The 24,004-nt window shown below is 52.8% G+C and carries 25 protein-coding genes; 18 read left to right on the top strand and 7 right to left on the bottom strand.

The genetic code is table 11. From position 1 onward, the window contains the following. Positions 1–6: 6 nt before the first annotated feature. Positions 7–672 carry a pyridoxamine 5'-phosphate oxidase gene (pdxH, locus tag AB8615_RS02900; protein WP_409433445.1) on the bottom strand — a complete coding sequence of 222 codons (666 nt, stop codon included), beginning with the start codon at positions 670–672 and terminating at the stop codon, positions 7–9. Between the two features lie 110 nt (positions 673–782). Here pdxH and AB8615_RS02895 point away from each other — a divergent pair, with 110 nt between their 5' ends. The 7 genes from AB8615_RS02895 to AB8615_RS02865 all read left to right on the top strand — a co-directional run bounded on the left by AB8615_RS02895 (position 783) and on the right by AB8615_RS02865 (position 6,495). Then, positions 783–998, top strand: coding sequence for a DnaJ domain-containing protein (locus AB8615_RS02895; RefSeq protein ID WP_409433444.1), 216 nt, complete (start codon positions 783–785; stop codon positions 996–998). A gap of 38 nt (positions 999–1,036) precedes the next feature. Beyond that, positions 1,037–2,104 (top strand): chorismate synthase, encoded by a 1,068-nt coding sequence (gene aroC / locus AB8615_RS02890; protein ID WP_409433443.1) that lies wholly within the window; start codon positions 1,037–1,039, stop codon positions 2,102–2,104. Positions 2,105–2,207: 103 nt separating this feature from the next. After that, the gene (locus tag AB8615_RS02885; RefSeq protein ID WP_418152601.1) at positions 2,208–2,945 is read left to right on the top strand and encodes an alpha/beta hydrolase; all 738 of its coding nucleotides are present in this window, start codon (positions 2,208–2,210) and stop codon (positions 2,943–2,945) included. Positions 2,946–2,955: 10 nt separating this feature from the next. Next, positions 2,956–3,297 carry an alpha/beta hydrolase gene (locus AB8615_RS02880; RefSeq protein WP_418152599.1) on the top strand — a complete coding sequence of 114 codons (342 nt, stop codon included), beginning with the start codon at positions 2,956–2,958 and terminating at the stop codon, positions 3,295–3,297. A 165-nt stretch (positions 3,298–3,462) separates the two neighbouring features. After that, positions 3,463–4,110 (top strand): hypothetical protein, encoded by a 648-nt coding sequence (locus AB8615_RS02875; RefSeq protein ID WP_409433441.1) that lies wholly within the window; start codon positions 3,463–3,465, stop codon positions 4,108–4,110. Between the two features lie 269 nt (positions 4,111–4,379). Then, positions 4,380–5,750, top strand: coding sequence for an IMCp domain-containing protein (locus tag AB8615_RS02870; RefSeq protein WP_409433440.1), 1,371 nt, complete (start codon positions 4,380–4,382; stop codon positions 5,748–5,750). Between the two features lie 148 nt (positions 5,751–5,898). After that, positions 5,899–6,495 carry a glycine zipper 2TM domain-containing protein gene (locus AB8615_RS02865; RefSeq protein WP_409433439.1) on the top strand — a complete coding sequence of 199 codons (597 nt, stop codon included), beginning with the start codon at positions 5,899–5,901 and terminating at the stop codon, positions 6,493–6,495. Between the two features lie 78 nt (positions 6,496–6,573). Here AB8615_RS02865 and aspS read toward each other — a convergent pair whose 3' ends face one another. Beyond that, positions 6,574–8,409, bottom strand: a complete 1,836-nt coding sequence (gene aspS, locus AB8615_RS02860) for an aspartate--tRNA ligase (RefSeq protein ID WP_418152597.1) — start codon at positions 8,407–8,409, stop codon at positions 6,574–6,576. Positions 8,410–8,614: 205 nt separating this feature from the next. Between aspS and AB8615_RS02855 the strand changes: the two genes are divergently transcribed. The 4 genes from AB8615_RS02855 (at position 8,615) to AB8615_RS02840 (ending at position 12,432) form a co-directional block, all read left to right on the top strand. After that, positions 8,615–9,967 carry a cation:proton antiporter gene (locus AB8615_RS02855; protein ID WP_409433437.1) on the top strand — a complete coding sequence of 451 codons (1,353 nt, stop codon included), beginning with the start codon at positions 8,615–8,617 and terminating at the stop codon, positions 9,965–9,967. A gap of 45 nt (positions 9,968–10,012) precedes the next feature. Then, positions 10,013–10,312 (top strand): hypothetical protein, encoded by a 300-nt coding sequence (locus AB8615_RS02850; RefSeq protein WP_418152595.1) that lies wholly within the window; start codon positions 10,013–10,015, stop codon positions 10,310–10,312. A 67-nt stretch (positions 10,313–10,379) separates the two neighbouring features. Continuing rightward, on the top strand, positions 10,380–11,504 hold the full coding sequence (locus AB8615_RS02845; RefSeq protein WP_418152593.1) for a TonB-dependent receptor plug domain-containing protein: 1,125 nt from the start codon (positions 10,380–10,382) through the stop codon (positions 11,502–11,504). Next, positions 11,467–12,432, top strand: a complete 966-nt coding sequence (locus AB8615_RS02840) for a TonB-dependent receptor (protein WP_418153128.1) — start codon at positions 11,467–11,469, stop codon at positions 12,430–12,432. Before AB8615_RS02845 ends, AB8615_RS02840 begins: the two co-directional genes overlap by 38 nt. 73 nt (positions 12,433–12,505) lie before the next feature. Here the strand turns inward: AB8615_RS02840 and pyk are convergent, their stop codons facing one another. After that, complete coding sequence (pyk, locus tag AB8615_RS02835; RefSeq protein WP_409433434.1) at positions 12,506–13,933, bottom strand: pyruvate kinase; 1,428 nt, start codon at positions 13,931–13,933, stop codon at positions 12,506–12,508. A gap of 89 nt (positions 13,934–14,022) precedes the next feature. Here pyk and AB8615_RS02830 point away from each other — a divergent pair, with 89 nt between their 5' ends. Further along, the gene (locus AB8615_RS02830; protein ID WP_409433433.1) at positions 14,023–15,039 is read left to right on the top strand and encodes a hypothetical protein; all 1,017 of its coding nucleotides are present in this window, start codon (positions 14,023–14,025) and stop codon (positions 15,037–15,039) included. On the opposite strand, the gene AB8615_RS02825 is transcribed toward AB8615_RS02830, so the two are convergent. Beyond that, entirely contained in the window at positions 15,036–16,007 is a 972-nt protein-coding gene (locus tag AB8615_RS02825) for a LysM peptidoglycan-binding domain-containing protein (protein WP_409433432.1), read from the bottom strand. The two genes, AB8615_RS02830 and AB8615_RS02825, sit on opposite strands and share 4 nt — an antisense overlap. A 175-nt stretch (positions 16,008–16,182) precedes the next feature. Between AB8615_RS02825 and AB8615_RS02820 the strand changes: the two genes are divergently transcribed. From AB8615_RS02820 to AB8615_RS02810, 3 genes are read left to right on the top strand one after another with little or no spacing between them, the layout of a single operon-like run. Further along, complete coding sequence (locus AB8615_RS02820; RefSeq protein ID WP_409433431.1) at positions 16,183–16,917, top strand: dienelactone hydrolase family protein; 735 nt, start codon at positions 16,183–16,185, stop codon at positions 16,915–16,917. Between the two features lie 9 nt (positions 16,918–16,926). Next, entirely contained in the window at positions 16,927–18,081 is a 1,155-nt protein-coding gene (gene rnd / locus AB8615_RS02815; RefSeq protein ID WP_409433430.1) for a ribonuclease D, read from the top strand. Positions 18,082–18,086: 5 nt separating this feature from the next. Continuing rightward, positions 18,087–18,749: an RluA family pseudouridine synthase gene (locus tag AB8615_RS02810; RefSeq protein WP_409433429.1), complete on the top strand. Its 663-nt coding sequence runs from the start codon at positions 18,087–18,089 to the stop codon at positions 18,747–18,749. On the opposite strand, the gene AB8615_RS02805 is transcribed toward AB8615_RS02810, so the two are convergent. Next, complete coding sequence (locus tag AB8615_RS02805) at positions 18,746–20,386, bottom strand: cryptochrome/photolyase family protein (RefSeq protein WP_409433428.1); 1,641 nt, start codon at positions 20,384–20,386, stop codon at positions 18,746–18,748. The genes AB8615_RS02810 and AB8615_RS02805 overlap by 4 nt on opposite strands. On the opposite strand from AB8615_RS02805, the gene AB8615_RS02800 reads away from it, so the two are divergent. Both AB8615_RS02800 and AB8615_RS02795 read left to right on the top strand, forming a co-directional pair. After that, positions 20,342–20,482, top strand: coding sequence for a DUF2256 domain-containing protein (locus AB8615_RS02800; RefSeq protein WP_409433427.1), 141 nt, complete (start codon positions 20,342–20,344; stop codon positions 20,480–20,482). The two genes, AB8615_RS02805 and AB8615_RS02800, sit on opposite strands and share 45 nt — an antisense overlap. Next, positions 20,479–21,219, top strand: a complete 741-nt coding sequence (locus AB8615_RS02795; RefSeq protein WP_409433426.1) for an SDR family NAD(P)-dependent oxidoreductase — start codon at positions 20,479–20,481, stop codon at positions 21,217–21,219. Before AB8615_RS02800 ends, AB8615_RS02795 begins: the two co-directional genes overlap by 4 nt. On the opposite strand, the gene AB8615_RS02790 is transcribed toward AB8615_RS02795, so the two are convergent. Both AB8615_RS02790 and AB8615_RS02785 read right to left on the bottom strand, forming a co-directional pair. Continuing rightward, complete coding sequence (locus AB8615_RS02790) at positions 21,216–21,842, bottom strand: hypothetical protein (RefSeq protein WP_409433425.1); 627 nt, start codon at positions 21,840–21,842, stop codon at positions 21,216–21,218. The genes AB8615_RS02795 and AB8615_RS02790 overlap by 4 nt on opposite strands. Positions 21,843–21,849: 7 nt before the next feature. Beyond that, positions 21,850–22,842, bottom strand: coding sequence for a hypothetical protein (locus AB8615_RS02785; protein WP_409433424.1), 993 nt, complete (start codon positions 22,840–22,842; stop codon positions 21,850–21,852). 135 nt (positions 22,843–22,977) lie between these two features. Here AB8615_RS02785 and purM point away from each other — a divergent pair, with 135 nt between their 5' ends. Beyond that, a complete protein-coding gene (purM, locus tag AB8615_RS02780) occupies positions 22,978–23,997 on the top strand; it encodes a phosphoribosylformylglycinamidine cyclo-ligase (protein ID WP_409433423.1) in 1,020 nt (339 codons plus the stop codon). Positions 23,998–24,004 lie beyond the last annotated feature (7 nt).

The following is a 24,004-nucleotide window of genomic DNA, read 5'->3' as shown; positions in this document are numbered from 1 at the left end:
CTCACCTTATGGAAATAAACGCTGCTTTGTCCAGCCACCATTCGTGGGGGTAAAGACAATGCGGTCATGGACGCGAAACGCGCCGTCTTGCCAAAATTCGATGGATTGCGGGGCGACGCGCCAACCATACCAGTGGTCGGGGCGTGGCACGTCTTGCCCCTCAAAGCGGTCTTCCATCTCTTTAACTTTTGATAGCATCGCTTCCCGATCCGCGACGGGGCGAGATTGATCTGACGCCCATGCCCCGATACGGCTCTCCCGCGCGCGCTCAGCGAAATAGGCATCAGATTCAGCCGCAGTGACGGGGCTGACAGAGCCCCTGACCCGCACTTGACGCTTTTGGGATTTCCAGTGAAAGCACAGCGCAGCTTTCGCTTGGCCCCGCAACTGTTCGCCCTTGGCGCTCTCTGAATTTGTGTAAAACACGAAGCCACGCGCGTCTAAACCTTTGAGCAAGAGTATACGCACATCAGGCATGCCCTGCGCATCAACTGTCGCAACGCTCATTGCATTAGGGTCGTTTGGTTCTGTCTCGGCCGCTTTCGCCAACCATTTTTGGAACAGGCTAATGGGTTCATCGGCCTCAAGCCAGCCCAGCGGACGATCACCGCCAGCGAGGTAATCTGCGCGGCTAGGCGTAGCGGGAATGACGTTTTTATCGTATGGGGCCATGAATCTGCTTAAAAATGGAAAATTAACTATAAGTGTTAGCGCGTTGCTAACCAATATAGGGCTTAAACAAGGAAAGGTTAAGCATAATAGTTTAGACGGGGTTTACCAAGATGACGCGCCAACAAGCACTCATGACACTCGGCGTTTCAATGTCCGCTCGCGAGGCAGATATCCGCTCGGCTTGGCGCAAAAAGGCCAAGTTTTTTCACCCAGACAGTCCCTACGCCAATGTCGGCGCATTTATGCAAGCGAAAGCCGCATTTGAAACACTCGTGCCGCCCGCACCGCAAGCTTTTCGTGTCCGGGCTGGCTCCAGATCTTTTTAGGTCTAGCCCTGCAAGCCTTGCGTGTTTAAGACACGCCCATGTCACATAATTCCTTCGGACACTTATTTCGGTTTACCACTTGGGGCGAAAGCCACGGGCCAGCGATTGGCTGCGTTATTGATGGCTGCCCGCCGCGCATTGCATTGAACGAAGCGGATATTCAGACCTATCTCGATCAACGCAAACCCGGCACGTCCCGTTTCGTGACGCAGCGCAAAGAGCCTGACGCTGTCAAAATTCTGTCAGGTGTTTTTGAAGGCCAAACGACAGGCACACCCATTAGCCTGCTGATCGAAAATACTGATCAACGCAGCCGCGATTACTCAGAAATCAAAGACCGCTACCGCCCAGGCCATGCCGATATGACCTATGATGCGAAATACGGCATTCGCGATTATCGCGGCGGTGGCCGCAGTTCTGCGCGGGAAACAGCCAATCGAGTGGCGGCAGGCGCGATTGCGCGAAAGATCTTGGGTGACGTAAAAATTCGCGGGGCTGTCGTGTCAATCGGGGAAAAGCAGATCAATCCTGACAACTGGGACTGGGATCAGACAACGAAAAACCCCTTTTGGTGCTCTGATGCGAAGGCTGCCAAAGATTGGGAAGATTATTTAGACGACGTCCGCAAATCTGGAAACTCTGTCGGTGCCCTCATCGAAGTCCGTGCTAGCGGCGTTCCCGCAGGCTGGGGCGCGCCTGTTTACGGGAAGCTCGATAGTGATATTGCCAGTGGACTGATGAGTATCAACGCGGCCAAAGCTGTCGAGATCGGAGCAGGTTTCCGCGCAGCCGCTTTCACTGGCACAGACAATGCGGACGAAATTCGGATGAAAGATGGCAAGCCAGATTTCCAATCCAATCACGCCGGCGGCATACTCGGCGGTATCTCCAATGGTGACGAAATCGTTGCCCGCCTTGCGATCAAGCCGACATCTTCTATCTTAACAGAAACCCGCTCAATCAATGCTAAGGGCGAAGAGATTGATGTTATGACCAAGGGCCGCCATGATCCTTGTGTCGGTATCAGAGCCGTGCCAGTGGCCGAAGCCATGCTCGCCGTTGTGCTGGCCGATCATATGCTGCGCCATCGCGGCCAAAACGGCTAAACATTCAATATGAGCCAAAATTAGTGACCTCTCACCCTGCAGATTTGTGCTTTGCGGATCGTGCGATTTCCTCGCATAAGGCTGAGACTTGGGAGATTTGGGCATGTTTATCTGGATTATTGTTGCATTATGTCTGGTCGTTTTGATGATCGGCCTGAGGGGATATTTTCGCATGCTCGCAGGAGAAGACCTGTCGCGGTTCGATGCCCTAACCCCCGCAACATTTGATACCGACGCAGACGCCGCTGGCTTGCAGCGGGTCAACGCATATTTGATCGAGAATTTCGTTAAGCCAGCGCAGCGCGCGGGGGCTAAGACGGGATGGACGAGCAAGCGAGAACGATTTGAGAAAGCTGGACTCGCCCGCACAGATTTAGACGCAACTTATCAAGTCGATGTCGCAGTCATCGACGGCCAAGAGGTGCCGGGCGCTTGGACGATCGTGAAGGGTGCAGATACTACCAAGCGCATACTCTACCTGCACGGCGGCGCCTTTACGGTTGGCAGCGCGATCAGTCATAGGCCGATCACGGTCAATCTGGCCAAACGTACGGGCGCAGTCGTCTTTGCGCCCAATTACCGCTTAATGCCAGAAAACCCGCGCCTTGCCCCAAATGAAGATAGCCAGCTAGCCTATGATTGGATCATAGAAAACGGGCCAAACGGGCCAGAAGCGTTGAACGCCTTTGCCATTGCGGGAGACTCTGCGGGCGGAAATTTAACGCTATCACTGATCAACTGGGCGCGGGATACAGATCGCCGCGCCGTCAATGCCGCCTACGCCCTCTCGCCTAATTCAGACTCCACGATTGGCGGAGTCGTCTTTCAAACAAAACCTTGAAAAAGACCTGATGTTGCAGCCTATGCTTCGGCCTTTGTTAAAACTACCGCGCCCACTCTTATTGATCGCGGCCAAGAAAATGTTTGGTATGAGCCCTGCGGATACGCGCATTTCACCCGTATTCGACAGTCTCAAAAATCTGCCCCCGACGCTCATACAAGTCAGTCGCGACGAGATGCTATATAGCGATGCCGAGCGTTATGTCGGCAAAGCCCGCGCGGCAGGCACAGACATTACGCTGCAGAGCTGGGCGAACATGCCTCACGTGTTTCAAATCTTTGACGACCTCCTACCCGAGGCTCACCACGCTTTTGACGAAGCTGCGGACTTTTTAAAAGCCCAAGGCTTCTAAGCGCGAAAACAGGGTTAACTAACTTTAACCTTTTCTGAACCCCAGATGAATGTCGGCTGAACTGAAAATGAATTCCAAACTCAGAGAGGGTTCAGCGCCCCTTTGCTATCTCTAACTCATCGGTCGGGCATCTTCCCTTCCGTAGCCAAGACAGGAGATGTCAAAATGAAAAACCTTTTCACAAAAACAAGTCTCGCTGCAGTCACACTGGCTGCGGCTACACTTATCGCCCCAGTTTCTGCCCACGCTGGAGATTACTACAAATGTAAAGACACCAATAACGCTGTGGCTGGCGGATTGATCGGCGGCTCACTCGGCACTGTGCTGGGCGAAGAAATCGCGGGTCGCGGTGACAAGACCGAAGGCGCCATTTTAGGTGCGATCATCGGCGGTATCGCGGGTGCAGCGATTGGTGACGGCGTCAATGACTGCGAGAAAGATGGCCGCCGCACCTATACGACAACAAGACGCCCTGCTGTGCAAAATGTCGGTTACCACCCCTCACGTCACCGCACATCGCATCACCGCACATATCGTCAGCCGACTTACCGAACCTCGACTTACGGACACGGCACTCGGACATATGGCAATAGCTATAATCGTCTGGATATGATTGATCGTCGGATAGATGATCTGCGCCGTGAACGGGACTGGTTGAAGCGTAATCGCGGCTACCGTGATTATCGCGCCGAACGCCGCCTAGACGAGATCGCCTATGAACTCGCGGAATTAAAGGATCGTCGCAAACGCCTGAAGCGTAACAGATCGCGCGGTCATTACCACGGCTCTAACGTGTGTTACTCACACCACTAGACTAACACCCCCCAAAGTGAACCTCGGCCCTGACGGGTCGGGGTTTTTATTATTTCGCATGACGTTTCTTTTGCTTTTTCGCCCTTAAGGCGAGTGGTTTAGGCGTTCTTTCAAAAATGTGTTATTACAAGACCAACTCGGCGTAAGATTTGCATTCAAGCAGGCAGATACGGCGTTTTGCTATGGTGGGATCGTTCAACAGGACTCCCAATTCGCAGTGACGATATTGTTTAGCCCGAATTTTCGGGATCAGAGGAGCCTTGAAGGACATGAAATTTTTACTCACAGGAGCGGCACTTGCCGCATTCACACTCGCCCCAGCTACAGCTAATGCGCAGCTTTTTGGCGGGCTAGATAACAATACCGTCCTCGGCGGCGCTGTGGGCGCTGGCCTTGGCGGCGCGTTGGGCTCAAACCTTGCACCACGAGGTATGGGTGATGAATACACAGCCATCGGCGCTGTTGCAGGCGGCCTTGCAGGTGCAGCGTACGGCAATTCACGCAGCAATTTCGGCGGCAACCCCTATGCAGGCGCATTCAATCCGGGCTTTAACGGCCGCAACCTTGCAGGCGCGGGTATCGGCGCAGGTCTTGGCGGCGTCATCGGGTCTAATCTTGCTGGCTCTGGCCAGCGTCAGGAAGGCACAGCGATTGGCGCCGTGCTAGGCAGCGTTGCGGGCTATGCGCTCGCAAATGGTCGTCGCGGCGGATCACGTTACGGTAGTGGCCCTGTGGGTGGCTACGCGGGTAATTATGGTGGCGGTTATAATGGCGGTTATGCTCCCGCTGGTTACGGTCCAGTCGCAGGTGGTTATGCTGGCGGCGGATTTGCCCCGGCGCCCGTCATGGCTGGCCCAACATATGTCAATTCAGGCCAATTTGTCAGCCAGACTTATGCCGTTCCGGGCGTGCGCCCTGTGCAACAACGCACAGTCGTCGTCGCCTCACCACCGCAAATTCAAACACGCACTGTTGTGCGCGAAGTCCCTAAATACATAGACCGTGTTCAATATGTTGACCGCGTCCAAACGGTTGAAAAAATCGTTGAAAAACCAGTGGTGCAATATGTTGATCGTGTTCAAGAGCGCATCGTGGAAAAACCTGTCATTCAATATGTAGACCGTGTTCAAACTGTTGAAAAGATTGTCGAAAAGCCAGTCGTGCAATATGTTGACCGTGTCCAAACAGTTGAGAAAATTGTCGATCGCCCTGTCGTAGAATATGTCGACCGCGTCGTTGAAAAAGAGGTCGTGCGTTACATCGAACGCCCATCAGCGCCCGTCACTCACACCCATACACATGACATTGGCATGAGCGGCCATCACGGGTCTTCGCACTCAACCAACACTTACGAGTCAAGTTCATATAGCTCAAGCAATATAAGCCAAACAGCGCCCTGTCCTGCTGGGTCGACGAAACAAGCAGACGGCACATGCCTGACGTCTGGCGTAACGTCTTATGAGAGCAGCAGTTCTTATAGCTATTCGGATGATTACTCGAATGATCATTCTGGCAACTACTCCGCAGGGGAAACTCTCGCAGGCGGTGCAGATGAATATTGCTATTCTAACAGCTCAAAGCGTTACGATTCCATGGGTCGCAAGATTAAAGGCGCTCACGGTAAAAAGTGCAAGCACTAGCTAACGCGCTGACATTTAATGAAAAAAGCGGTCTTACGGGGCCGCTTTTTTTGTGCGCTGTGTGGAATTATTGAAAAAGTCTTAACTTTCAGCTATCGTTCAGCTTCACAGTGCTAAGGGACGAGCATATCATAAATGGAGACCCCCTATGAATTTCAAAATTGGTTTCGCAATCGCCGCCGTCGCTACGGTCGCCTTCGCCCCTATGACAGCCGCCGCCCATGATAACGGGTATAACCACCGTCACCAAAGCAGTGGCGATGATCAACTTGTTGGTGGATTGATCGGCGCGGGTCTCGGCGCAGTCCTAGGTTCACAAGTCGCTGGCAGCGGCGCTCGCACAGAGGGCTCCGTGTTAGGGGCTGTTATTGGCGGTGCAGCTGGTGCAGCCATTGCGGGTGATAATAATCGCGGTTATTCGAATAGAGGGTATTACAACCAAGGCTATTCTAACGGCGGATATTATAATCAGAACACTGGTTATTATGGCGGTTCTAACACCTATTATCATGGCGGCTATTCGCAGCCAGCTTATCGCACAACATACACTACGACTTATCACGATCCATATTACGCGCCGCGCCCCGTCTATTATGCGCCGCGTCCGATTTATCATTCGCGTCCAACGACCTCGCTTTATATCAATGTTGGCAGCAATAGAGGGTATCGGGGTCATCGAGGCTATCGCCGCGGACATCACGGATATCGTCGTGGACACCACGGTTACCGCCGCGGTCGTCATTAGACGCTAGTCCAAGAAAATTAAGAAGCCCCGTCTGCTAGATCAACAGGCGGGGCTTTTTGTTTGAAATACCCGAGATACTTAATCTTTCGGCGCGGGCGGTATGAGCTTTAAGTGCAATTCCTTTAGGGCTTTCGCGTCCACTTCGGCAGGTGCGTTCATCATCAAGTCTTGCGCTTGGCCGTTCATCGGGAAAAGGATCACGTCGCGGATTGTGTTCGTGCCCGCAAGCAGCATCACGATGCGGTCAACGCCGGGTGCGATCCCGCCATGCGGCGGCGCGCCGTATTTAAACGCATTGATCATGCCAGAGAATTTGTCGTCCACGACTTCAGAGCCGTAACCCGCAAGCTCAAACGCTTTATACATCACGTCAGGCTTGTGGTTTCGGATCGCGCCTGATGACAGCTCGATACCGTTGCAAACGATGTCGTATTGATAAGCCAGAATATCGAGTTGCTTCTCTACTGTGTCAGCGCTTTCTAACAATTCCATTGCCGTCATACCGTCTGGCGCTTGCGGCATTGAGAACGGGTTATGCGAGAAATCAACTTTTTTGTTGTCTTCATCCCACTCATACATCGGGAAATCGACGATCCAGCAGAATTTAAACACGCCCTCTTCGATCATGTCGAGATCAGCCGCGACCTTGTTCCGCGCTGCGCCCGCAAGTTTATAGGCGTCGCCTTTTTTACCCGCCGAGAAGAAAATCCCGTCACCCGCGCAGAGGCCCATTTTCTCTAGCAAGGCTTCTAGATGCGCAGGTTCAAAGTTCTTTAGCACAGGGTCTTGGCTATCAACACCACCGCCATCTGCTTCTTTCAGACGCGCATAGCCGAGGCCAGGCATCTGCATTTCTTTCTTCGCCCACTTATCCATATTGTCGAAGAATTTCCGAGACTGGTTCGCCGCTGCTTTAGGGGCTGGGATTGCGATGACCTTGCCGCCGCCTTTGGTGATTTTTGCAAAAATACCAAAGCCTGTCTTCGCCTCGTCAGTGAAGAACTCGGACACATCCGTCAGCTCAAACGGTATGCGCAGATCGGGTTTGTCATTGCCGTAACGCTCCATCGACTCTTTGTAAGGGATGCGCGGGAAAGGCGTCTGCACCTCGCGGCCACCCGCAAATTCTTCAAACACGCCCGCCATGACAGGTTCAATCGCATTGAATACGTCGTCTTGGGTCACGAAGCTCATCTCAATATCGAGTTGATAGAACTCGCCCGGTGAACGGTCGGCGCGCGCATCTTCGTCGCGGAAACATGGCGCGATTTGGAAGTAACGGTCAAAGCCTGCCACCATGAGAAGCTGCTTGAACTGCTGCGGCGCTTGCGGGAGAGCGTAGAATTTCCCTGGGTTCAAACGGCTAGGCACAAGGAAGTCCCGCGCACCTTCCGGCGAAGACGCGGTGAGGATCGGCGTTTGAAATTCTGTAAAACCTTGATCAATCATCCGACGACGCAGCGAGTTAATCACTTGCCCGCGAAGGATGATATTGTTGTGCAAAGTCTCGCGGCGCAGATCGAGATAGCGATGCTTCAGCCTGATGTCTTCAGGATAATCTTGCTCCCCAAAGACAGGCAGCGGAAGACTGTCGGCAGCACTTTCAATGATCATCGCATCGGCCCGAAGCTCGACCTCACCCGTTGGGATTTCAGCGTTGATCGCTTCCGCATCACGCGCCAATAATTCGCCCGTGACTGTAATCACAGACTCTGACGGGCAGCGTTTAGCGGCTTCGTAAAATTCAGCATCGGGATAGACGACGACTTGGCTAATACCGTAATGATCGCGCAGATCAATAAAGAGTGCGTTTGCGTGTTCACGCTTCCTGTGAACCCATCCAGAGAGTTTAACGGTTTGGCCAACGTGGTCTTTGCGAAGTTCGCCACAAGTGTGGCTACGATAAGCGTGCATTTTCAGGCTCCTTAGTCCGTGATCGGGACTCTTAAAGCGCCTACAGAGAGACGGTCTGCGACGCTGGGTTAATGTGCGCGCGTAAGTAGCCGATGGGGCGCGCAAGTCAAGGGACGCCGCGCGAGCATAGCCGTTTATCTCTTACACTTCGCCCTTGAGTTTCAAGCAAATTGGCATAGCTTGACGCAGAATCTGGAGGGACACCATGTTGAGTTTATTTGAAATCGCTGCATCCTTGCTGGTGCTATCTGCGCTGCTATCTTGGATAAACCGCGCTTACCTCAAATTACCACATACGATCGGCCTCTTGGTCATGGCTCTATTTGCCAGCTTCGTCTTAATGGCGCTGCAAATTTTTGTGCCGAGTGTAGGCCTGACTGACACCATCCAGTCGGCAATTAAGCAAATCGATTTCAACGAAACGCTGATGAAAGGGATGCTCGGCTTTCTGCTCTTCGCAGGAGCATTGCATGTGGATCTCGGCAAATTGCGGGACGCGAAATGGGCGATCGGGACTATGGCGACATTTGGTGTGATCCTCTCGACATTCATAGTCGGGACTGGCTTCTTTTATCTCACCAAATTATTCGGCGCGGACCTCCCCTATATTTGGGCGTTGGTCTTCGGAGCCTTGATCAGCCCGACCGATCCGGTCGCTGTGCTATCCATCCTCAAAACAGTCAAAATGCCGAAATCGTTAGAGACCAAAATCGCAGGGGAAAGCCTGTTTAATGACGGCGTAGGTGTGGTTGTCTTCACCCTGATCCTCGCGATTGCAGCGGGGGGATCAGGGACGGGTCATGCTATGCTAGACACGGTCTTATTAGCGGTCCCGCTCGAAGCTGTAGTTCAGAGCGGGGCAGGCCATGGCGGCGGTGTCAGCGTTTTAGATGTGGTTGAATTATTTCTAGTCGACGCCGTTGGCGGGGCGATCCTTGGCCTAATTGCGGGTTGGATCGGGTTTAAAATGATGGCCCGTATTGATGAGCATGCCATTGAAATCTTGATCAGCTTAGCGCTCGTCGCGGGAACATATGCTCTCGCGCAGCGCATCAATATTCTCGGGCATCACCTTTCTGGCCCCATCGCCGTTGTTGTCGCAGGCTTGATGATTGGCAATAAAGGCGCGGCCTTCGCGATGTCAGATCATACGCGACAATATTTGTTTGGCTTCTGGGAAATGGTCGATGAAATCCTCAACTCTGTACTGTTTTTGCTAATCGGGTTGGAGATCCTTGTACTGGGACTAGTGCCAGAATATGCGCTCGTCACTCTACTGGCGATCCCACTTGTGCTGATCGCGCGTCTCTGTGCTGTTTATATTCCGATGAAGGTCATCGGCACATTTAAAAACTTTACCAAGGGCGCTATCCCTGTGCTGACCTGGGGCGGTGTGCGCGGGGGAATCTCAGTTGCGCTAGCGTTATCGCTACCAGAGAACGAATATAAGCCGCTGATTTTGACCGCAACTTACGGCGTTGTTGTGTTCTCCATCATCGTCCAAGGGCTAACGGTCAAAAATGTCGTTCAGCGCGTTGTTGATCCAAATCTCCTCTAGACGAATATGATTGCGGGCCTCATCTTTTTGTAATAAGATAACGATATGCTATGGCGTATGACATATCGTTGTGTGATGGCGGCTATGATCGTGATGATCTTCGCTGTGCAGAGTTTTGCGCTGTCGCACACGGCACAATTTGGCGATAGCCCGCACGAACATAATGGTGTGGCATGTGACATTGCGGTTGTTGTGTCAGAACAGTGTGTTGTCACACCAGAGATTACCACTTTCCCGGCACCTGCACATGACCTCGATATAACTGATCACGCACCTTATCAGGACGTTGCATTCATTTCGCCGCAAACCCGCGCCCCACCTCCCCGCGCACCCCCCTACTTATAGGCCGATAATCTTCATGCTGTGCGCTTGCGCATGGCTCCCATTATTATACCTATAAGAGTGTTATTCCATGTCCCATATCTACCTGCGCAGCACAGCTGCGACTGCCCTTATCCTATCCCTAACAGCCCCTGCCTATGCGCAAATTGAAGACGAAATCATCGTCACGGGCTCCCCGCTTATGCGCTCCGTTGATGAAGCCATAACTGGTGTGTCTGTCCTATCAGGTGACGAACTATCCAACCGTCTCGCCAGCACCATTGGGGAGACGTTGAAGTCTGAACCGGGTGTGTCCTCCACCTATTTCGGAGCTGGCGCATCTCGCCCGATTATTCGCGGCCAAGGCGGTGACCGTGTCCGCGTCCTGACCAACGGGATTGGCTCAATCGACGCCAGTTCCGCCTCCCCCGACCACGCCGTTGCCGCTGAACCTGCCCAAGCCGAGCGGATTGAAGTTCTGCGCGGCGCGGCGCTGCTGCGCTACGGCAGTTCAGGCTCTGGTGGTGTGGTCAATGTCATTGACGGGCGTATCCCAACGGAGCTGCCCGACGGAGTTGACGGAGCCGTGCGTATCGGCGCCAGCTCTGTTGACCTTGGCCGAGAGGCTGCGGGTTCTCTTGACGTCGCTTCAGGTCGCATTGTTTTGCACCTCGACGGGACGTTCAAGGAATCAGATGATTACCGCATCCCCGTCTCTGGCGAGAGCCGTGAGCAACTGCTTGAAGAAGGCGAGGAGATACCAGAGGATTATGACGAGAGCCGCCGCCTCGATAACTCGGCCGCCAAATCTACGGCCCTCACAGGCGGGCTAAGCTATATTGGCGACACGGCACGATTTGGCTTTGCTGTGCATAAATTTGACTCAGATTACGGAATTCCTGGTGGTCACGCGCATGAAGAAGGCGAAGACGACGAAGATCACGATGAAGATCACGGCGACGAGGAAGAGGAAGAAGAAAATGTCACAATCGGGTTGGACCAAACCCGGGTCGATGTGAACGGCGCTGTCGACCTCCCTGGATTCATCCAAACTGTGCAACTATTTGGCGGTTATGCCGACTACACCCACACAGAATTTGAAGGCCCTGGCGAAGTGGGGACGGTCTTTACGAATGAAGGCTATGAGGTTCGCGTCGAAGCCATTCAGCGTGAACGCAATGGCTGGGCTCGCCGCACACGGGGTTCAATACCGTAAGCGGGATTTCGCAGCGATTGGTGAAGAGGCCTTTGTCCCACCCACGCAAACCACACAGCTAGGTATTTATAGCTTCCATGAAAAAGAAATCGGCGACTTCCATGTTGAAGGCGCGGTGCGGTTTGAAAATACGCAGCAGGAAAACTCCGTCACAGGCGAGGATTTAAGCTTTGATGCGTTCAGCGTATCCGCAGGCGGTGATGTGCATTTATCTGACGCAGTACGCGTGGGCGGCACGGTTTACCGCACCGAGCGCGCGCCAACGACAGAAGAGCTATTCTCGAATGGCCCTCACCTTGCGACCAATCAATTTGAACTGGGCGATGCGACATTAGGCAAAGAAGTCTCAACAGGGATAGAAGCTGCTATTCGGCACCGCGAAGACGGGCATTTCACGACGGTCAACTTGTTCTACACCGACTATAAAGACTATATTTTTGAAGTGGAGACCGATGCTGAAGAAGACGGACTACCTGTATTTCAATATATGGCGGATGACGCGAAATTCTACGGCTTTGAGGTTCAAGGCGGGATGGATGTGACCACTCTCGGGGCATGGGACGTGAAAGTCGATGCGCTAGCCGAATATGTGCGGGCGAAAACCGATAGCGGGAATTTGCCACGTATTCCGCCGCTGTCCATTTTAACGGGTGTAGACTTTGAAACAGACCGCGTGCGATTGCGGGCCGAGTTGGATTATGCAGCGCAACAGACAAAGGTTTCAGCAAATGAGTTACCGACGGATGACTTCGCTTTGGTTAATGTCTTTGCAAATTGGAAAGCACCCGCAGGCGCACAAGACGTGACATTGAGTATATCGATGCACAATGTGTTCGATAGCGAAGCCCGTCAACACACCTCGTTCCTGAAGGATTTAGTCCCCCTACCTGGACGCAATGTACGGTTTTCAATACGCTCCGCATTTTAGCGAAAAAGCCTAGCGGCCGCCTGCATGGGTCAGGCGGCCCTTAATGCCACCAACAAATCATCCGCGTGAATGACTAGTCTATCTTGGAAATGTTTAGCGTGTTGGTCGTGCCGGGTCGTCCGAACGGCACACCTGCGCTGATCATCACAACGTCGCCAGATATTAGCCCAAGCTTGTCTTTGGCAACGTCCTGAATACTGTGCAGCATATCGTTAAAATCAACGGGGTCTTTCAGGACGAGCGGCACAACACCCCAAGACAATGCCAGACGGCTAGCTGTGCGCGGGTCAGGGGTCAGGCCGACAACTTTACAAGGCGGACGCTCACGCGAAATACGCTGAACGGTTGAGCCTGTTTTCGTATACCCCAAGACGGCTTTCGCATTCAGTGTCGTCGCGATACCCCGCACAGAGCCGCTGATCGCGTCCTCGGGTGTCGCTTCATAGGGCAAACGGATTTGCTTGAAATAGGTCCAGAATTCTGGATCAGCCTCAGCAGCGGAAATAATACGGTCCATGATGGCGACAGCCGTTGCAGGGTGGCGGCCGACCGCTGTTTCGGCCGACAGCATAACCGCATCTGCGCCTTGATAAATCGCTGTCGCAACATCGGAGGCTTCCGCGCGAGTTGGCGTAGGGGCGTCAATCATGCTCTCTAACATATGCGTTGCAACAATCACGGGCTTGCCTAGCGCGCGGGCCTTGCGGATAATCTGACGCTGCACGACAGGCACCTGCTCCAAAGGTAGTTCTACGCCCAAATCACCGCGCGCCACCATCGCAGCATCCGCCATCATCAGAATACTATCCAATTCATCCATGGCGGAAGGTTTTTCGATTTTGACGATGATGCCAGGTTTGTGCGGCTCCTCATGCGCTTTGATAACTTTCCGCGCATCCATGACATCTTGGGCCGTTTGCACAAAAGACAGCGCGATGTAGTCAACCTTTTGATACATTGCGAAATCCATATCGACGCGGTCTTTATCCGTCATCGCGGACATGGGCAGCTTCACATTGATAACATTGATGCCCTTGCGATCAGATAAAGTGCCAGGCACATCGACTTTGGCTTTGATGACTGTGCCGTCATTGGATTGCACCGTGACTTGCATTTTTCCGTCGTCAAATTTCAGTATGCTGCCCTCACCCAAAGCTTTCATGAGCTCTGGATGTGGCATGAAGATTACGCCGTCATGGCCCAATTCACGACCTTCGCGCATTTCGACAATCTCTCCGTAGCGCAGCTCGATCTTGCCGTCTTTGAACTCGCCGCACCGAATTTTCGGGCCTTGCATATCGGCAACAATCGCGATTGGCGTATCAAGCTCGGCTTCGATCGCGCGGATCGCCGAGACAACAGCAGCGTGATCTTCGTGTGAGCCGTGAGAGAAGTTCAGGCGAAACGCGTCTACCCCGACTTCGTGAATGAGCTTGAGCATATCTGGCGCACGGCTGGCGGGTCCAACAGTCGCTAGGATTTTCGCAGAACGGTTGCGCATATTCATCTTCCTTTTTTCCGCCATCGCCCTAGCCAATTCTGTCGCGGATTGCACCTTTATTTTGGATTTTTTACGGATATAACAGCGGCATGACAATTTTTATCCAGCGCGTATTCCTAAGCCTTTTGAGCTTTCTCTGCATCGCGTTTGCCTGCTTTTCCGATGTGCAAGCTCAGGACAATCCGCTGGATAATAGTGACGGAATTCAGAAAGTCTTGGTGGGCGGATACATCAACGAAATTCATGCAGTGGACCTGACCAGTCATTCTTATCCCGGCGACATCTATATTTGGTTCCGATGGATGGACCCTGAGATGCGGCCTAACGAGACGTTTGAGTTCATGAATTTCCACGATCCCGAGGCCCACATTCAGTCTGTCACATATGACGAACCAGAGGTCATGGAAGCTGACGGATCATTCTATCAAGTCATCCGGCATCAGGGCGCGTTTTCAACATCAATGCCGCTATCGAAATATCCTTTCGATACACAAGTTCTGAAATTTATCATAGAAGACGCCGAATTTGGCGACGAGGAATTGCGGTATGTGGCAGACCCAGACGGGGTTACAATCAATGATGAGTTGACGCTACCAGGATATAGAATTGGTGAACCTCGGATGCGGATATACGGGAAGTCTTATCCCACAACATTTGGCGATTTAAATAATCCAGAGACCGCCGCTTATTCCCGCGTTGTCTTTGAAGTCCCAATTACGCGGCCTTGGCAATACGGTGTGCTAAAGCTGTTTTTACCCGTATTGATTATTTTAATGTGTGCTGGACTGGCCCTGATGATTGACCCGACGCATACAGAGGGGCGAATTGGTCTTGTGATTACCGCACTCCTCACCTTGGTCGCAATGCAAATCACGACGGCAGGCAGCTTGCCCGAAGTCAGCTATCTGATGCTGCTAGATTACGTGTATCTGCTGTCCTATGCCTTCATACTCGTGATGATGGCGCGTGTGGCATATGGCAGTTGGCAGGACGCCGAAGACGAAATTAAAATTTCCGTACGTAATGATAAGCGTGTGCTGATTACTGCGACCGCAATCTATTTCGTGGGCGTTGTTGGAACCGTTATTTTCGTTCTAAGCGCCTAGCAGCGCGACGTGGGTAGGTCTAATCTTTGCCCGATCTGAATTCCAAAGTTCGAAGATAAGCCATTGGCAGATTGCACTTCTGTCACGCCAACACAAAGCTGTCGCGCGAGCGAGTAAACAGTGTCGCCCTGTTTGACGACATAACCCTGACTCACATTCAAACCTTGCGCTCCTGACGGCGTGTAAGTGCGCGTCTCCACGTCTTGCGGTATTGCGACTGGGCTATTGGCATCTATGATATTTTGCGAATAATCATAGTCGACACTCTGCGCAGCGGGCGCTGTAGCCATGACAATCGGGCCGCTAATTGTTTGAACAGCGACCTGGTCGCTCTCTCGTGATCCTTGCGCGTCAGCAATGGCGACCGGCGCAGAATTAGGGGACGCGACAGGTGCGGGCGCCTCATACGGCACACCGCCTTGAATAGCCTCATAGCCTGGAGTGCCAACCGTTTCGCCGTAATAGCTATCCGTTGGCGCAGTTACAGGGGCGGAGGCAATCGTCGTTGTTTCGCCAGAATAAGTCACAGGCTCAGAGCTATAAGCATTAGATCCATAGGTAATTGGCGCTGCCACATTTTGGGTTTGGATGGGGTCGCAGTCGATTGACTTATCGCCAATTCCGTATCCTGCCGCGCCGCCAAGAACTGCACCCACAACAGTTCCTTTTGTGCCGCCAATGACTTTCTTACCCGCAACTGCGCCAACTGCGCCGCCGATTGCACCGCCAAGTAATTCGCGGTTGGTTTCTTTATTAAGACAGGCATGGTTGGTCGTAGATGTAATCGCGCCCTGATTTGACGCATAAGTCGTCGTCGCCGTAGGCTGGCTATAGCTCGCATAGCTTTTGCTTGGGCTGTCACCTTTATATTTCGATGAATATTGATAATTCGGATTTTCCTGCGACGTAGCGCAAGCCGATAGGGTCAAGGCGAGGGCAGCTGTTGCGATCAATACGGTCTTGGACATGGGGCGTCTCCATTCAATTTGACCAATATTATAGGGTTTTCATGGCTAATATTCGGTTAATATATCGATGAACACGAGATGAACGACGCCGCAAAGCATATTGAAAATATCTGTGACATTTGCTGCGCTCTACTCTAATAAATGCGAAATTTTTCATAATACAGGACATCACTCCATGAACATCAAAACACGCCCCGTAGAATACAAGCACGGTAAAACAACCTGCATCGGCTATTTGGCATGGGACGATAATATCGCGGAGCCGAAGCCTTGCGTGTTAATCAATCATGCGTGGGGTGGGCGAGATGGTTTTGCCGAAGACAAAGCGATTGAAATGGCCGCATTGGGCTATGTCGGTTTTGCACTGGACAATTACGGCGACGCCGCCCTGCCCGAGTCTATTGATGGCAAGAAAGCGCTTATGACACCGCTGGTCGAAGACCGCCAACTCCTTATTGATCGCCTCAAAGCGGGCTATAAAGCGGCCGCAAAACTCGATGAAGTAGACGAGACACACATGGCAGCGATGGGCTTTTGCTTTGGCGGACTTTGCACATTGGACATGGCGCGATCTGGTATGAAGCTCAAAGCGGCTATGTCGTTTCATGGCCTACTCGGCGGACATGAACTCCCGAAGAAAAAGATCAAAGCTAAAGTCTTAGTCGCCCATGGCTGGGAAGACCCCATGGCGCCGCCATCTGATGTCGTTGCACTTGGCAAAGAACTCGGCGAAGCAAAGTGCGATTGGCAGCTGCTTGCCTACGGCAATGTGCAGCACGGCTTCATGGTGCCTAGCGCGAACGACAAAAAACTCGGCATTGTCTATGACGCAGATGCCTCCCGTCGCGCTTGGATGAATACCCTAGAATTGCTGCAAGAAGTCTTTGGCATGCACAGGGTAAACGCCTAGCGTATTTCTATGAATATCATCACCACAACTGACGCCCTCCGAGAATATTGCGATGCGGCCAAAGCCCACGAAAATCTGTTTATCGATACAGAGTTCATGCGCGAAACGACCTTCTACTCGATCCTGTGCCTAGTCCAAGTCGCGACTGCGGATAGCGAAGCGATCATTGACCCTTTGGCAGACGGTATTGACCTGACGCCCCTGATCGAGTTGCTGACGGATGATAGCATTATGAAGATCATGCACGCCGCGCGGCAGGACATGGAAATCTTCTACAAGATGTGTGACTGCGTCCCTGCCCCTATTTTTGATACGCAGATCGCGGCGATGGCGCTGGGCTTTGGTGACAATGCAGGCTACGGGGCTTTGGTAAAAGGGCGCTTAGGGATCAGCTTGGATAAGGGAGCGCGGTTTACCGATTGGGCGCGGCGGCCTTTGTCGGAAAAACAGCTTAGCTACGCAATCGCAGACGTGACCCATTTGCGCGATTTATTTCCTGACCTCTTACAAGAACTGATGGACCGTGAGCGCCTCAGCTGGGTCATGGAGGAGATGCTCCCACAACTCGATGAGAGCCTTTACACGTTTGAGCCCGAAGAGGCGTGGCAGCGTCTGAAACTTCGCAATCCACGCAAGCCTTATCTTGCTGTGCTAAAAGCCGCAGCCGCGTGGCGTGAGCGTCAAGCGATTGAGAAAAACGTCCCTCGCCGTCGCATACTCAAAGACGACGCCATGTATGATCTGGCCCAACAAAAGCCGCGCACGATTGAGGCGATGTCAAAGCTACGCGGTATTCCGCGCGGTTTCGAGAATTCCCGCTCTGCCAAAGCGCTGATCGAGGCAATTAATGTGGCATTGGACAATGCGGATGACTACGCTCCGCCCTATCCCAAAACGCAGCACATGCCCTCCAATATTGGCGCACGGGTCGAGATGCTCCGCACTCTGCTCCGCCTTCGGACGGAAGCCAAAGATATAGCGCCGCGCCTCGTTGCCAATGCCCGTGATATTGAACAATTAGCGGCTTTTGGCGAAGACTCTGATGTGGCGGCCATTAAGAGTTGGCGGAGAAAAGTGTTCGGACAGGACGCGCTGGATATGCTCGACGGTAATATTGCTCTGCGGCTGGACGGTGACGAAGTCGTCGCAGAGCGCATCGGTTAGCGGTTATGTATGACGGCCCCAAGCGGGAGTTTGTTTACGCCCCGCCGGCTGGCAAAATTCCTATTGTCCATCGCGGCGAAGATTATTTAATTATCGATAAGCCTGCGGGCTTGCTTTCTGTCCCTGGCAAGCATGATCCCGATTGCGTCGAGGCACGTCTTCGAGCGGTTCACCCTGATGCCCTTACGATTCATCGATTGGATATGGCGACGTCGGGCCTGATGGTCTTCGCCCTCACACCCCACGCCCAAAGGCATTTCGGATTGCAGTTTGAAAACCGCCAAGTGCAGAAAACTTACGTTGCGCGTGTTGGGGGTATTGTCGATGGTGAGGGTGGCATTATTGATGAGCCTCTGATCGCCGATTGGCCAAACCGTCCGCGACAGAAAGTCTGTTACGAACACGGGAAATCTGCGGTCACAGAATGGAGAGTTTCCTCGCGTGAGGACGACGTCACTCGCATGACGCTTTATCCTAAAACCGGCCGTTCGCATCAATTACGCGTGCATATGGCGTGGCTAGGCCATCCGATTTTGGGCGATATGATCTATGCGCCCGACCCGCTATTTCTCGCCGCGGACCGTTTGCAACTTCATGCGCAGAAAATTCGGTTCCGTGAACCCACGGGCGGGGCATGGGTTGAGTATGAAGTTCCAGCGCCGTTTTAAACGTAGTCTTTCGCCATAGATGTCGACAGTCCATCCAAGAATTTATCAGCTTGTTCCATTAAACCGTCCCGCGTTTCCTCGTCCATTTTGTCGAGGTTGGCATAAGGCATATTGAGACGCGGATTGCCGCGTAACTTATCCTCATTCCTGTTTAGGAAATGCCAGTAAAGCGAATTAAACGGGCAGGCCTTGTCGCCAACGCGGTCTTTGACATTGTATTTACAATCCCCACAATAATCCGACATGCGGTTGATATAGGACCCGCTGCTCGCATACGGCTTGGAGCCCAGCAAACCGCCATCCCCAAACTGGCTCATCCCAAGCGTATTGGGCAATTCAACCCACTCAAACGCATCAATATAGACGGATAAGTACCACTCATGCACGGCATAGGGATCAGCACCGATCAGCAGCGCGAAATTCCCTGTGATCATCAGGCGTTGAATGTGGTGAGCGTAGGCATGATCAATCGTCTGCCCAATCGATTTTGACAGGCAACGCATATCCGTCTCGCCCGTCCAATAAAACTCAGGCAAAGGCCGCTCAGCCTCCAAGAAATTCTGCATTTCATAGCCCGGCATTTCTCGCCAATAAATGCCGCGCACAAATTCTCGCCAACCAATGATTTGGCGAATATAACCCTCTACGGCATTGAGGGGCGCTGTGTCATTTTTGTAAGCAGCCTCGATTTTCTGGCAGATCTCCAGCGGAGCTAGCAAGCCAGCATTGAGGTAAGGCGAAAGGAGCGAGTGAAACAAGAAAGCCTCATTCCCGACCATCGCATCTTGATAATCCCCGAATTTTTCCAAGCCGTTATCGACAAAATAATCCAGAGATTTAAGGGCATCGTCTCGCGTTACCCCGTAAAAGAAGTCGTCCACTTTGCCGAAGCGGTTGGGATATTCTTCCCGAACCATTTTAATCACATCTTGGGTAATCGCGTCAGGATCAAAGCGTAGTGGGCCAGGAAAATCTAAGCCACTTTTGGGCGGCTTTCGATTCTGGCTATCGTAATTCCATTTGCCCCCTTCTGGCTTATCACCATCCATCAACAGGTCAGTCTTACGCCGCATATCGCGGTAGAAATACTCCATACGCAGCTGCTTTCGACCACTCGCCCATGATTTGAAATCATCATGGGTCGCGATAAATCTGTCATCTGGCGTGACCGTTACAGGAATATCAAACGCCGCCTCCCATCCTTTGACATAGTCCAGCACACGCCAGACAGACGGCTCGCATACACGAATTTGAGACACGTCATGGCGATCTAACGCGCGCTTCATCTCCGCGGAAAATTCACCTGTATTGTCGGCGTCGGTCAGCTCAATATAATCAACTGTCCAGCCCTTCCCTCGCAGCTCCTCCGCGAAATGGCGCATAGCGGAAAACAAAAAGACCAGTTTCTTGACGTGATGCGGCACATGTGTCGCTTCATGCTTTACCTCCATCATCAAAATAACGCTCTCGTCAGGCTCTGAAATGGCGAGGCTGGAAAGATTATGGCTCAGTTGGTCGGCGAAAATCGGAATAAGTGTTTTTGTCATGGAATTAATACGCATCACATCGGCCTTCGATGCGTATAAAAATTTATGGCTCATAAAAAACCAAATCTGCCCCATAAAGACTGCGCTCATTGCGGGCGGCCTTTTGCGTGGCGCAAGAAATGGGAACGTGTCTGGGACGAGGTTCGGTATTGTTCAGAGCGCTGCAAGAGAGAGAAACGCACATGAAATTTGATAGTTTAGGCCATGACCTCCGCGCGGCCATAATCGGCGCGACGGGCGGCATCGGGCACGCCTTAGTCGAAGAACTAGTGGCATCGGATCAAGTCTCGCAAATCTACGCGCTCTCACGCTCTGGGCAGAGCCATCCGTCTGCTAAAGTGGCCAATCTAACCTTCGACCTCACATCCGAGAGCAGCATCCAAGCGGCCGCAGAAGCCCTGCGCGAAGTCGGGGCGTTTGATATTATCATCGTCGCAACGGGGTTACTGCAAGGCCAAGGCATTGCGCCGGAAAAGAACATGCGGGCCATGAGTTTTGAAAACTTTGAACAGAGCTTTGCCGTCAATACATTTGGTCCAGCCGTCACCGCCAAACATTTTCTGCCACTGATGCGCCGCGACGGCAAAGCTGTCTTTGCAGCCCTCTCCGCCCGTGTCGGAAGTATTTCAGATAACCGCATTGGCGGCTGGTATGCTTACCGTGCCAGCAAAGCCGCCCTGAATATGATCCTGAAGTGTCTGTCGATCGAATATGGGCGTCGGTTCAAAGATACCATCATCATCGGCCTCCACCCCGGAACCGTCGACACTTCCTTGTCGCAGCCCTTCCAAGGCAATGTCCCAGAAGATAAACTATTCACGCCACAATTTAGCGCACAAAAGCTGCTCAGCGTTGTGGATCAGGTGAAGCCAGACGATAGCGGCGAGTTATTTGATTGGGCGGGAAAGCGCGTACAGCCCTAAAGATCAAGTTCCAGATTGGTCTTAATGTATTTTGCGGTGAACGCCTTGGTTATGTCTTTTTTCTCTACGGCGGCCAATTCATCCAGTGTTTTGACTAAGGCGCGTAGGGCATCAATGGAACGGTCGACATGGGCCAGAATATAAATCACCACATCGCGACTGACCTCTCGGCCTTGCTGTAAAAATAGCGCTCGGAGAATAGATTCGAGACTTGCCTCATCAGGTTCCGTCAACTCAACTTCTGGCGCGGCGAGTAGGCGGGAGAGCAGGTCTGGCATCTTAATCGACCAATCTCGCGGCAGCAATTCACTGGCCATCAACAGCCCCGGCACTTCGCCGATCAAGGCGCGATTGATCAGGTTGAACAAATCCGCTTCATCCATCAAATCCGCATTATCGATAAAAGTGCCACCTGTATGCAGCGCCCATGCCTCGCCCAGGTGCGTTTTCCCACTGCCTATCGGGCCATATAGTCGGAGAACGGGGCTAGGCCATTTAGGCCACGCACGAACGAGCGTTAGGGCCGCCATATTAGACGGCGTTTCAACAAAGCTCTCATATGTAAACGGATGGGATGGGCGCAAGTTAAGCGGTATTTGTCCCGACGGCGTGTCTATTGGCATAGCGCGCCTAGAAACGCCCTGTGCGCGCAAAGACAAGGCCGAGTTTCGGGTCATCGCGCACATCAACGCCTTTATAGCGCAGCTCTGTCTGCAATTTAGACATATCACCGCCATAGGTCACAGTCATCAACGCTCCGTCTTTGGACAGCGCATCGAGCCGCGCGTCCTTGATCTGCGCGGCGGTGTTAATTGCTTGCTGCAGTCGCAGCCACTCAGCGTGATTATCATAGAGAACCGATACTACGGACGTCACATCCGCTTGCGCACTGGTCGTCGAGGCGGCTTTCCAGTCACGTTCCAGTCGCGCCACAATTTTATCAGCCAGATCAGCGGAACTGCTGGCGCCCGTGACCGTGAAAGAGCGTTTCGTGCCCGCGTCTAACGCCATATCTGTCACGGTTGCACTTACGCCTCTGCCGCCTAATTCTTCGACCAGTAATATCTGCTGCGTACCATATTGTGCAGCCAAGCCTTGCAGCCGTGTCTCGTCTGGTGTCGAGACTTCGACCATACCAGAGGGGGTCAACGGCGTGAGGGCGTGGCCAAAACGATTAACCGCGAAACCCTCGGCAAAGCTGTCCGAGCCAATCGGAACAATCAAACGTGAGCGAGCCTGCGATGACATCAGCGTCAGGTCTAGACCTCTGAGATAGGATTGCACTTCGCGCGGGTTAAAGGCGACAGATATATCGCCGAGATAACGATTGGCGGAACGCTTCTCATTATTAATTTCCAGCGCACGGATCATGCGGCCGACTGTTTCGGGTGTCATCTCTGGCAAAGGCTTCGCGGCGCGTTCATTTTCCAATGTCAGACGCTCTAGTAAAATTTTAGCGGCGCGGACCTGTCCGTCCTGAATGGCCATCGTCTGCGCCTCAATCGCGGAATTCGCCGTGGCGTCAACGGGCAGTCCGACCACAGTAAACGGGTCAGCCGCCCAAGCCAAGCTGGCCTGCAACATGATAAATAGCGAGAAGATAAGTGTGATAAATCGCGTCATGGGAGAAGGGTTAGCCCGATTGTTAGAATTTGCAAAGAGGTATAAACGGCTGTTTTGCAGTGATATAGCAAGACTCTGCTTGAAACTGTGGCTAAATTCCGCTTCTAAGCCAGCGACCAAAGGAAAGATTCTATCATGACGCAAAAAGGCCTGACTTATTCTGACGCAGGTGTCGACATTGATGCGGGCGACCGCTTGGTCGACAAGATCAAGCCACTCGTCAAAGCCACGCAGCGCACAGGTGCAGACGGCTCGATTGGCGGATTTGGCGGCGCGTTCGATTTGAAAGCGGCTGGCTTCAAAGATCCCGTACTAATCTCTGGAACAGACGGCGTTGGGACGAAGCTGCGCATTGCGATTGATACAGGTATCCTAGACACTGTCGGGATCGACCTCGTCGCGATGTGCGTCAATGATGTGCTAGCAAACGGTGCGGAACCGCTTTTCTTTCTCGACTATTTCGCAACGGGCCATTTGGACACCGACAAGGCGGCGGCTGTGATTTCTGGCATTGCCGAAGGCTGTAAGCAAGCGGGCGCTGCGCTGGTCGGTGGAGAAACGGCAGAAATGCCAGGCATGTATGAAGGCGATGATTTTGATCTCGCGGGATTTGTGGTGGGTGCAGCGGAGCGCAACGCCATGTTACCCCGCCACAATGATATGGCGGCGGGTGATGTGTTGATTGGGATTGCCAGCTCTGGACCCCACTCCAACGGCTACTCTCTGATTCGCAAAATCGTGGAAGTCTCTGGCCTTGGCTGGGACGCGCCTTCACCTTTTGCTGAGGGCCAAACGCTTGGACAATCTTTGATCACACCGACGAAGATTTACGTGAAGTCTATCTTGCCGCTTGTGAAGTCTGGCCTGATCTCTGGCCTTGCGCATATCACGGGGGGCGGCCTGACGGATAATACGCCGCGTATGCTGCCAAAACATCTGATGCCAGAGTTTGACATGGATGCCTGGGACCGCCCTGCCGTATTTAAATGGCTGCAAGAGACTGGAAATGTCGCGGAAGCCGAGATGCAGCGGGCTTTTAACTGCGGCATCGGCATGGTCGTCTGCGCCAAGCCTGCCGCGGCGATGGACGTTCTTTCGATGCTGGAAGACGCTGGCGAAACAGCGATGATCATCGGGCAGCTCAAGGCCGCATAAGTGACGC

Source organism: Litorimonas sp. RW-G-Af-16 (assembly GCF_048319245.1).
Lineage (GTDB): Bacteria > Pseudomonadota > Alphaproteobacteria > Caulobacterales > Maricaulaceae > Litorimonas.
The sequence above is the reverse complement of the archived record's forward strand: the minus strand, read 5'-3'. Positions and strand labels throughout refer to the sequence as shown.

Coding starts and splice junctions, on each gene's coding strand:
- AB8615_RS02830 (WP_409433433.1), top strand. CDS start 14,023: ATGACAATTTTTATCCAGCGCGTATTCCTAAGCCTTTTGAGCTTTCTC.
- AB8615_RS02885 (WP_418152601.1), top strand. CDS start 2,208: ATGTTTATCTGGATTATTGTTGCATTATGTCTGGTCGTTTTGATGATC.
- AB8615_RS02845 (WP_418152593.1), top strand. CDS start 10,380: ATGTCCCATATCTACCTGCGCAGCACAGCTGCGACTGCCCTTATCCTA.
- AB8615_RS02785 (WP_409433424.1), bottom strand. CDS start 22,842: ATGACGCGATTTATCACACTTATCTTCTCGCTATTTATCATGTTGCAG.
- AB8615_RS02810 (WP_409433429.1), top strand. CDS start 18,087: ATGTATGACGGCCCCAAGCGGGAGTTTGTTTACGCCCCGCCGGCTGGC.
- AB8615_RS02805 (WP_409433428.1), bottom strand. CDS start 20,386: ATGAGCGCAGTCTTTATGGGGCAGATTTGGTTTTTTATGAGCCATAAA.
- aspS (WP_418152597.1), bottom strand. CDS start 8,409: ATGCACGCTTATCGTAGCCACACTTGTGGCGAACTTCGCAAAGACCAC.
- AB8615_RS02825 (WP_409433432.1), bottom strand. CDS start 16,007: ATGTCCAAGACCGTATTGATCGCAACAGCTGCCCTCGCCTTGACCCTA.
- AB8615_RS02855 (WP_409433437.1), top strand. CDS start 8,615: ATGTTGAGTTTATTTGAAATCGCTGCATCCTTGCTGGTGCTATCTGCG.
- AB8615_RS02895 (WP_409433444.1), top strand. CDS start 783: ATGACGCGCCAACAAGCACTCATGACACTCGGCGTTTCAATGTCCGCT.
- AB8615_RS02875 (WP_409433441.1), top strand. CDS start 3,463: ATGAAAAACCTTTTCACAAAAACAAGTCTCGCTGCAGTCACACTGGCT.
- AB8615_RS02790 (WP_409433425.1), bottom strand. CDS start 21,842: ATGCCAATAGACACGCCGTCGGGACAAATACCGCTTAACTTGCGCCCA.
- AB8615_RS02850 (WP_418152595.1), top strand. CDS start 10,013: ATGCTATGGCGTATGACATATCGTTGTGTGATGGCGGCTATGATCGTG.
- pyk (WP_409433434.1), bottom strand. CDS start 13,933: ATGCGCAACCGTTCTGCGAAAATCCTAGCGACTGTTGGACCCGCCAGC.
- AB8615_RS02865 (WP_409433439.1), top strand. CDS start 5,899: ATGAATTTCAAAATTGGTTTCGCAATCGCCGCCGTCGCTACGGTCGCC.
- AB8615_RS02870 (WP_409433440.1), top strand. CDS start 4,380: ATGAAATTTTTACTCACAGGAGCGGCACTTGCCGCATTCACACTCGCC.
- AB8615_RS02840 (WP_418153128.1), top strand. CDS start 11,467: ATGGCTGGGCTCGCCGCACACGGGGTTCAATACCGTAAGCGGGATTTC.
- AB8615_RS02800 (WP_409433427.1), top strand. CDS start 20,342: ATGGCTCATAAAAAACCAAATCTGCCCCATAAAGACTGCGCTCATTGC.
- AB8615_RS02820 (WP_409433431.1), top strand. CDS start 16,183: ATGAACATCAAAACACGCCCCGTAGAATACAAGCACGGTAAAACAACC.
- aroC (WP_409433443.1), top strand. CDS start 1,037: ATGTCACATAATTCCTTCGGACACTTATTTCGGTTTACCACTTGGGGC.
- rnd (WP_409433430.1), top strand. CDS start 16,927: ATGAATATCATCACCACAACTGACGCCCTCCGAGAATATTGCGATGCG.
- pdxH (WP_409433445.1), bottom strand. CDS start 672: ATGGCCCCATACGATAAAAACGTCATTCCCGCTACGCCTAGCCGCGCA.
- AB8615_RS02880 (WP_418152599.1), top strand. CDS start 2,956: ATGTTGCAGCCTATGCTTCGGCCTTTGTTAAAACTACCGCGCCCACTC.
- AB8615_RS02795 (WP_409433426.1), top strand. CDS start 20,479: ATGAAATTTGATAGTTTAGGCCATGACCTCCGCGCGGCCATAATCGGC.
- purM (WP_409433423.1), top strand. CDS start 22,978: ATGACGCAAAAAGGCCTGACTTATTCTGACGCAGGTGTCGACATTGAT.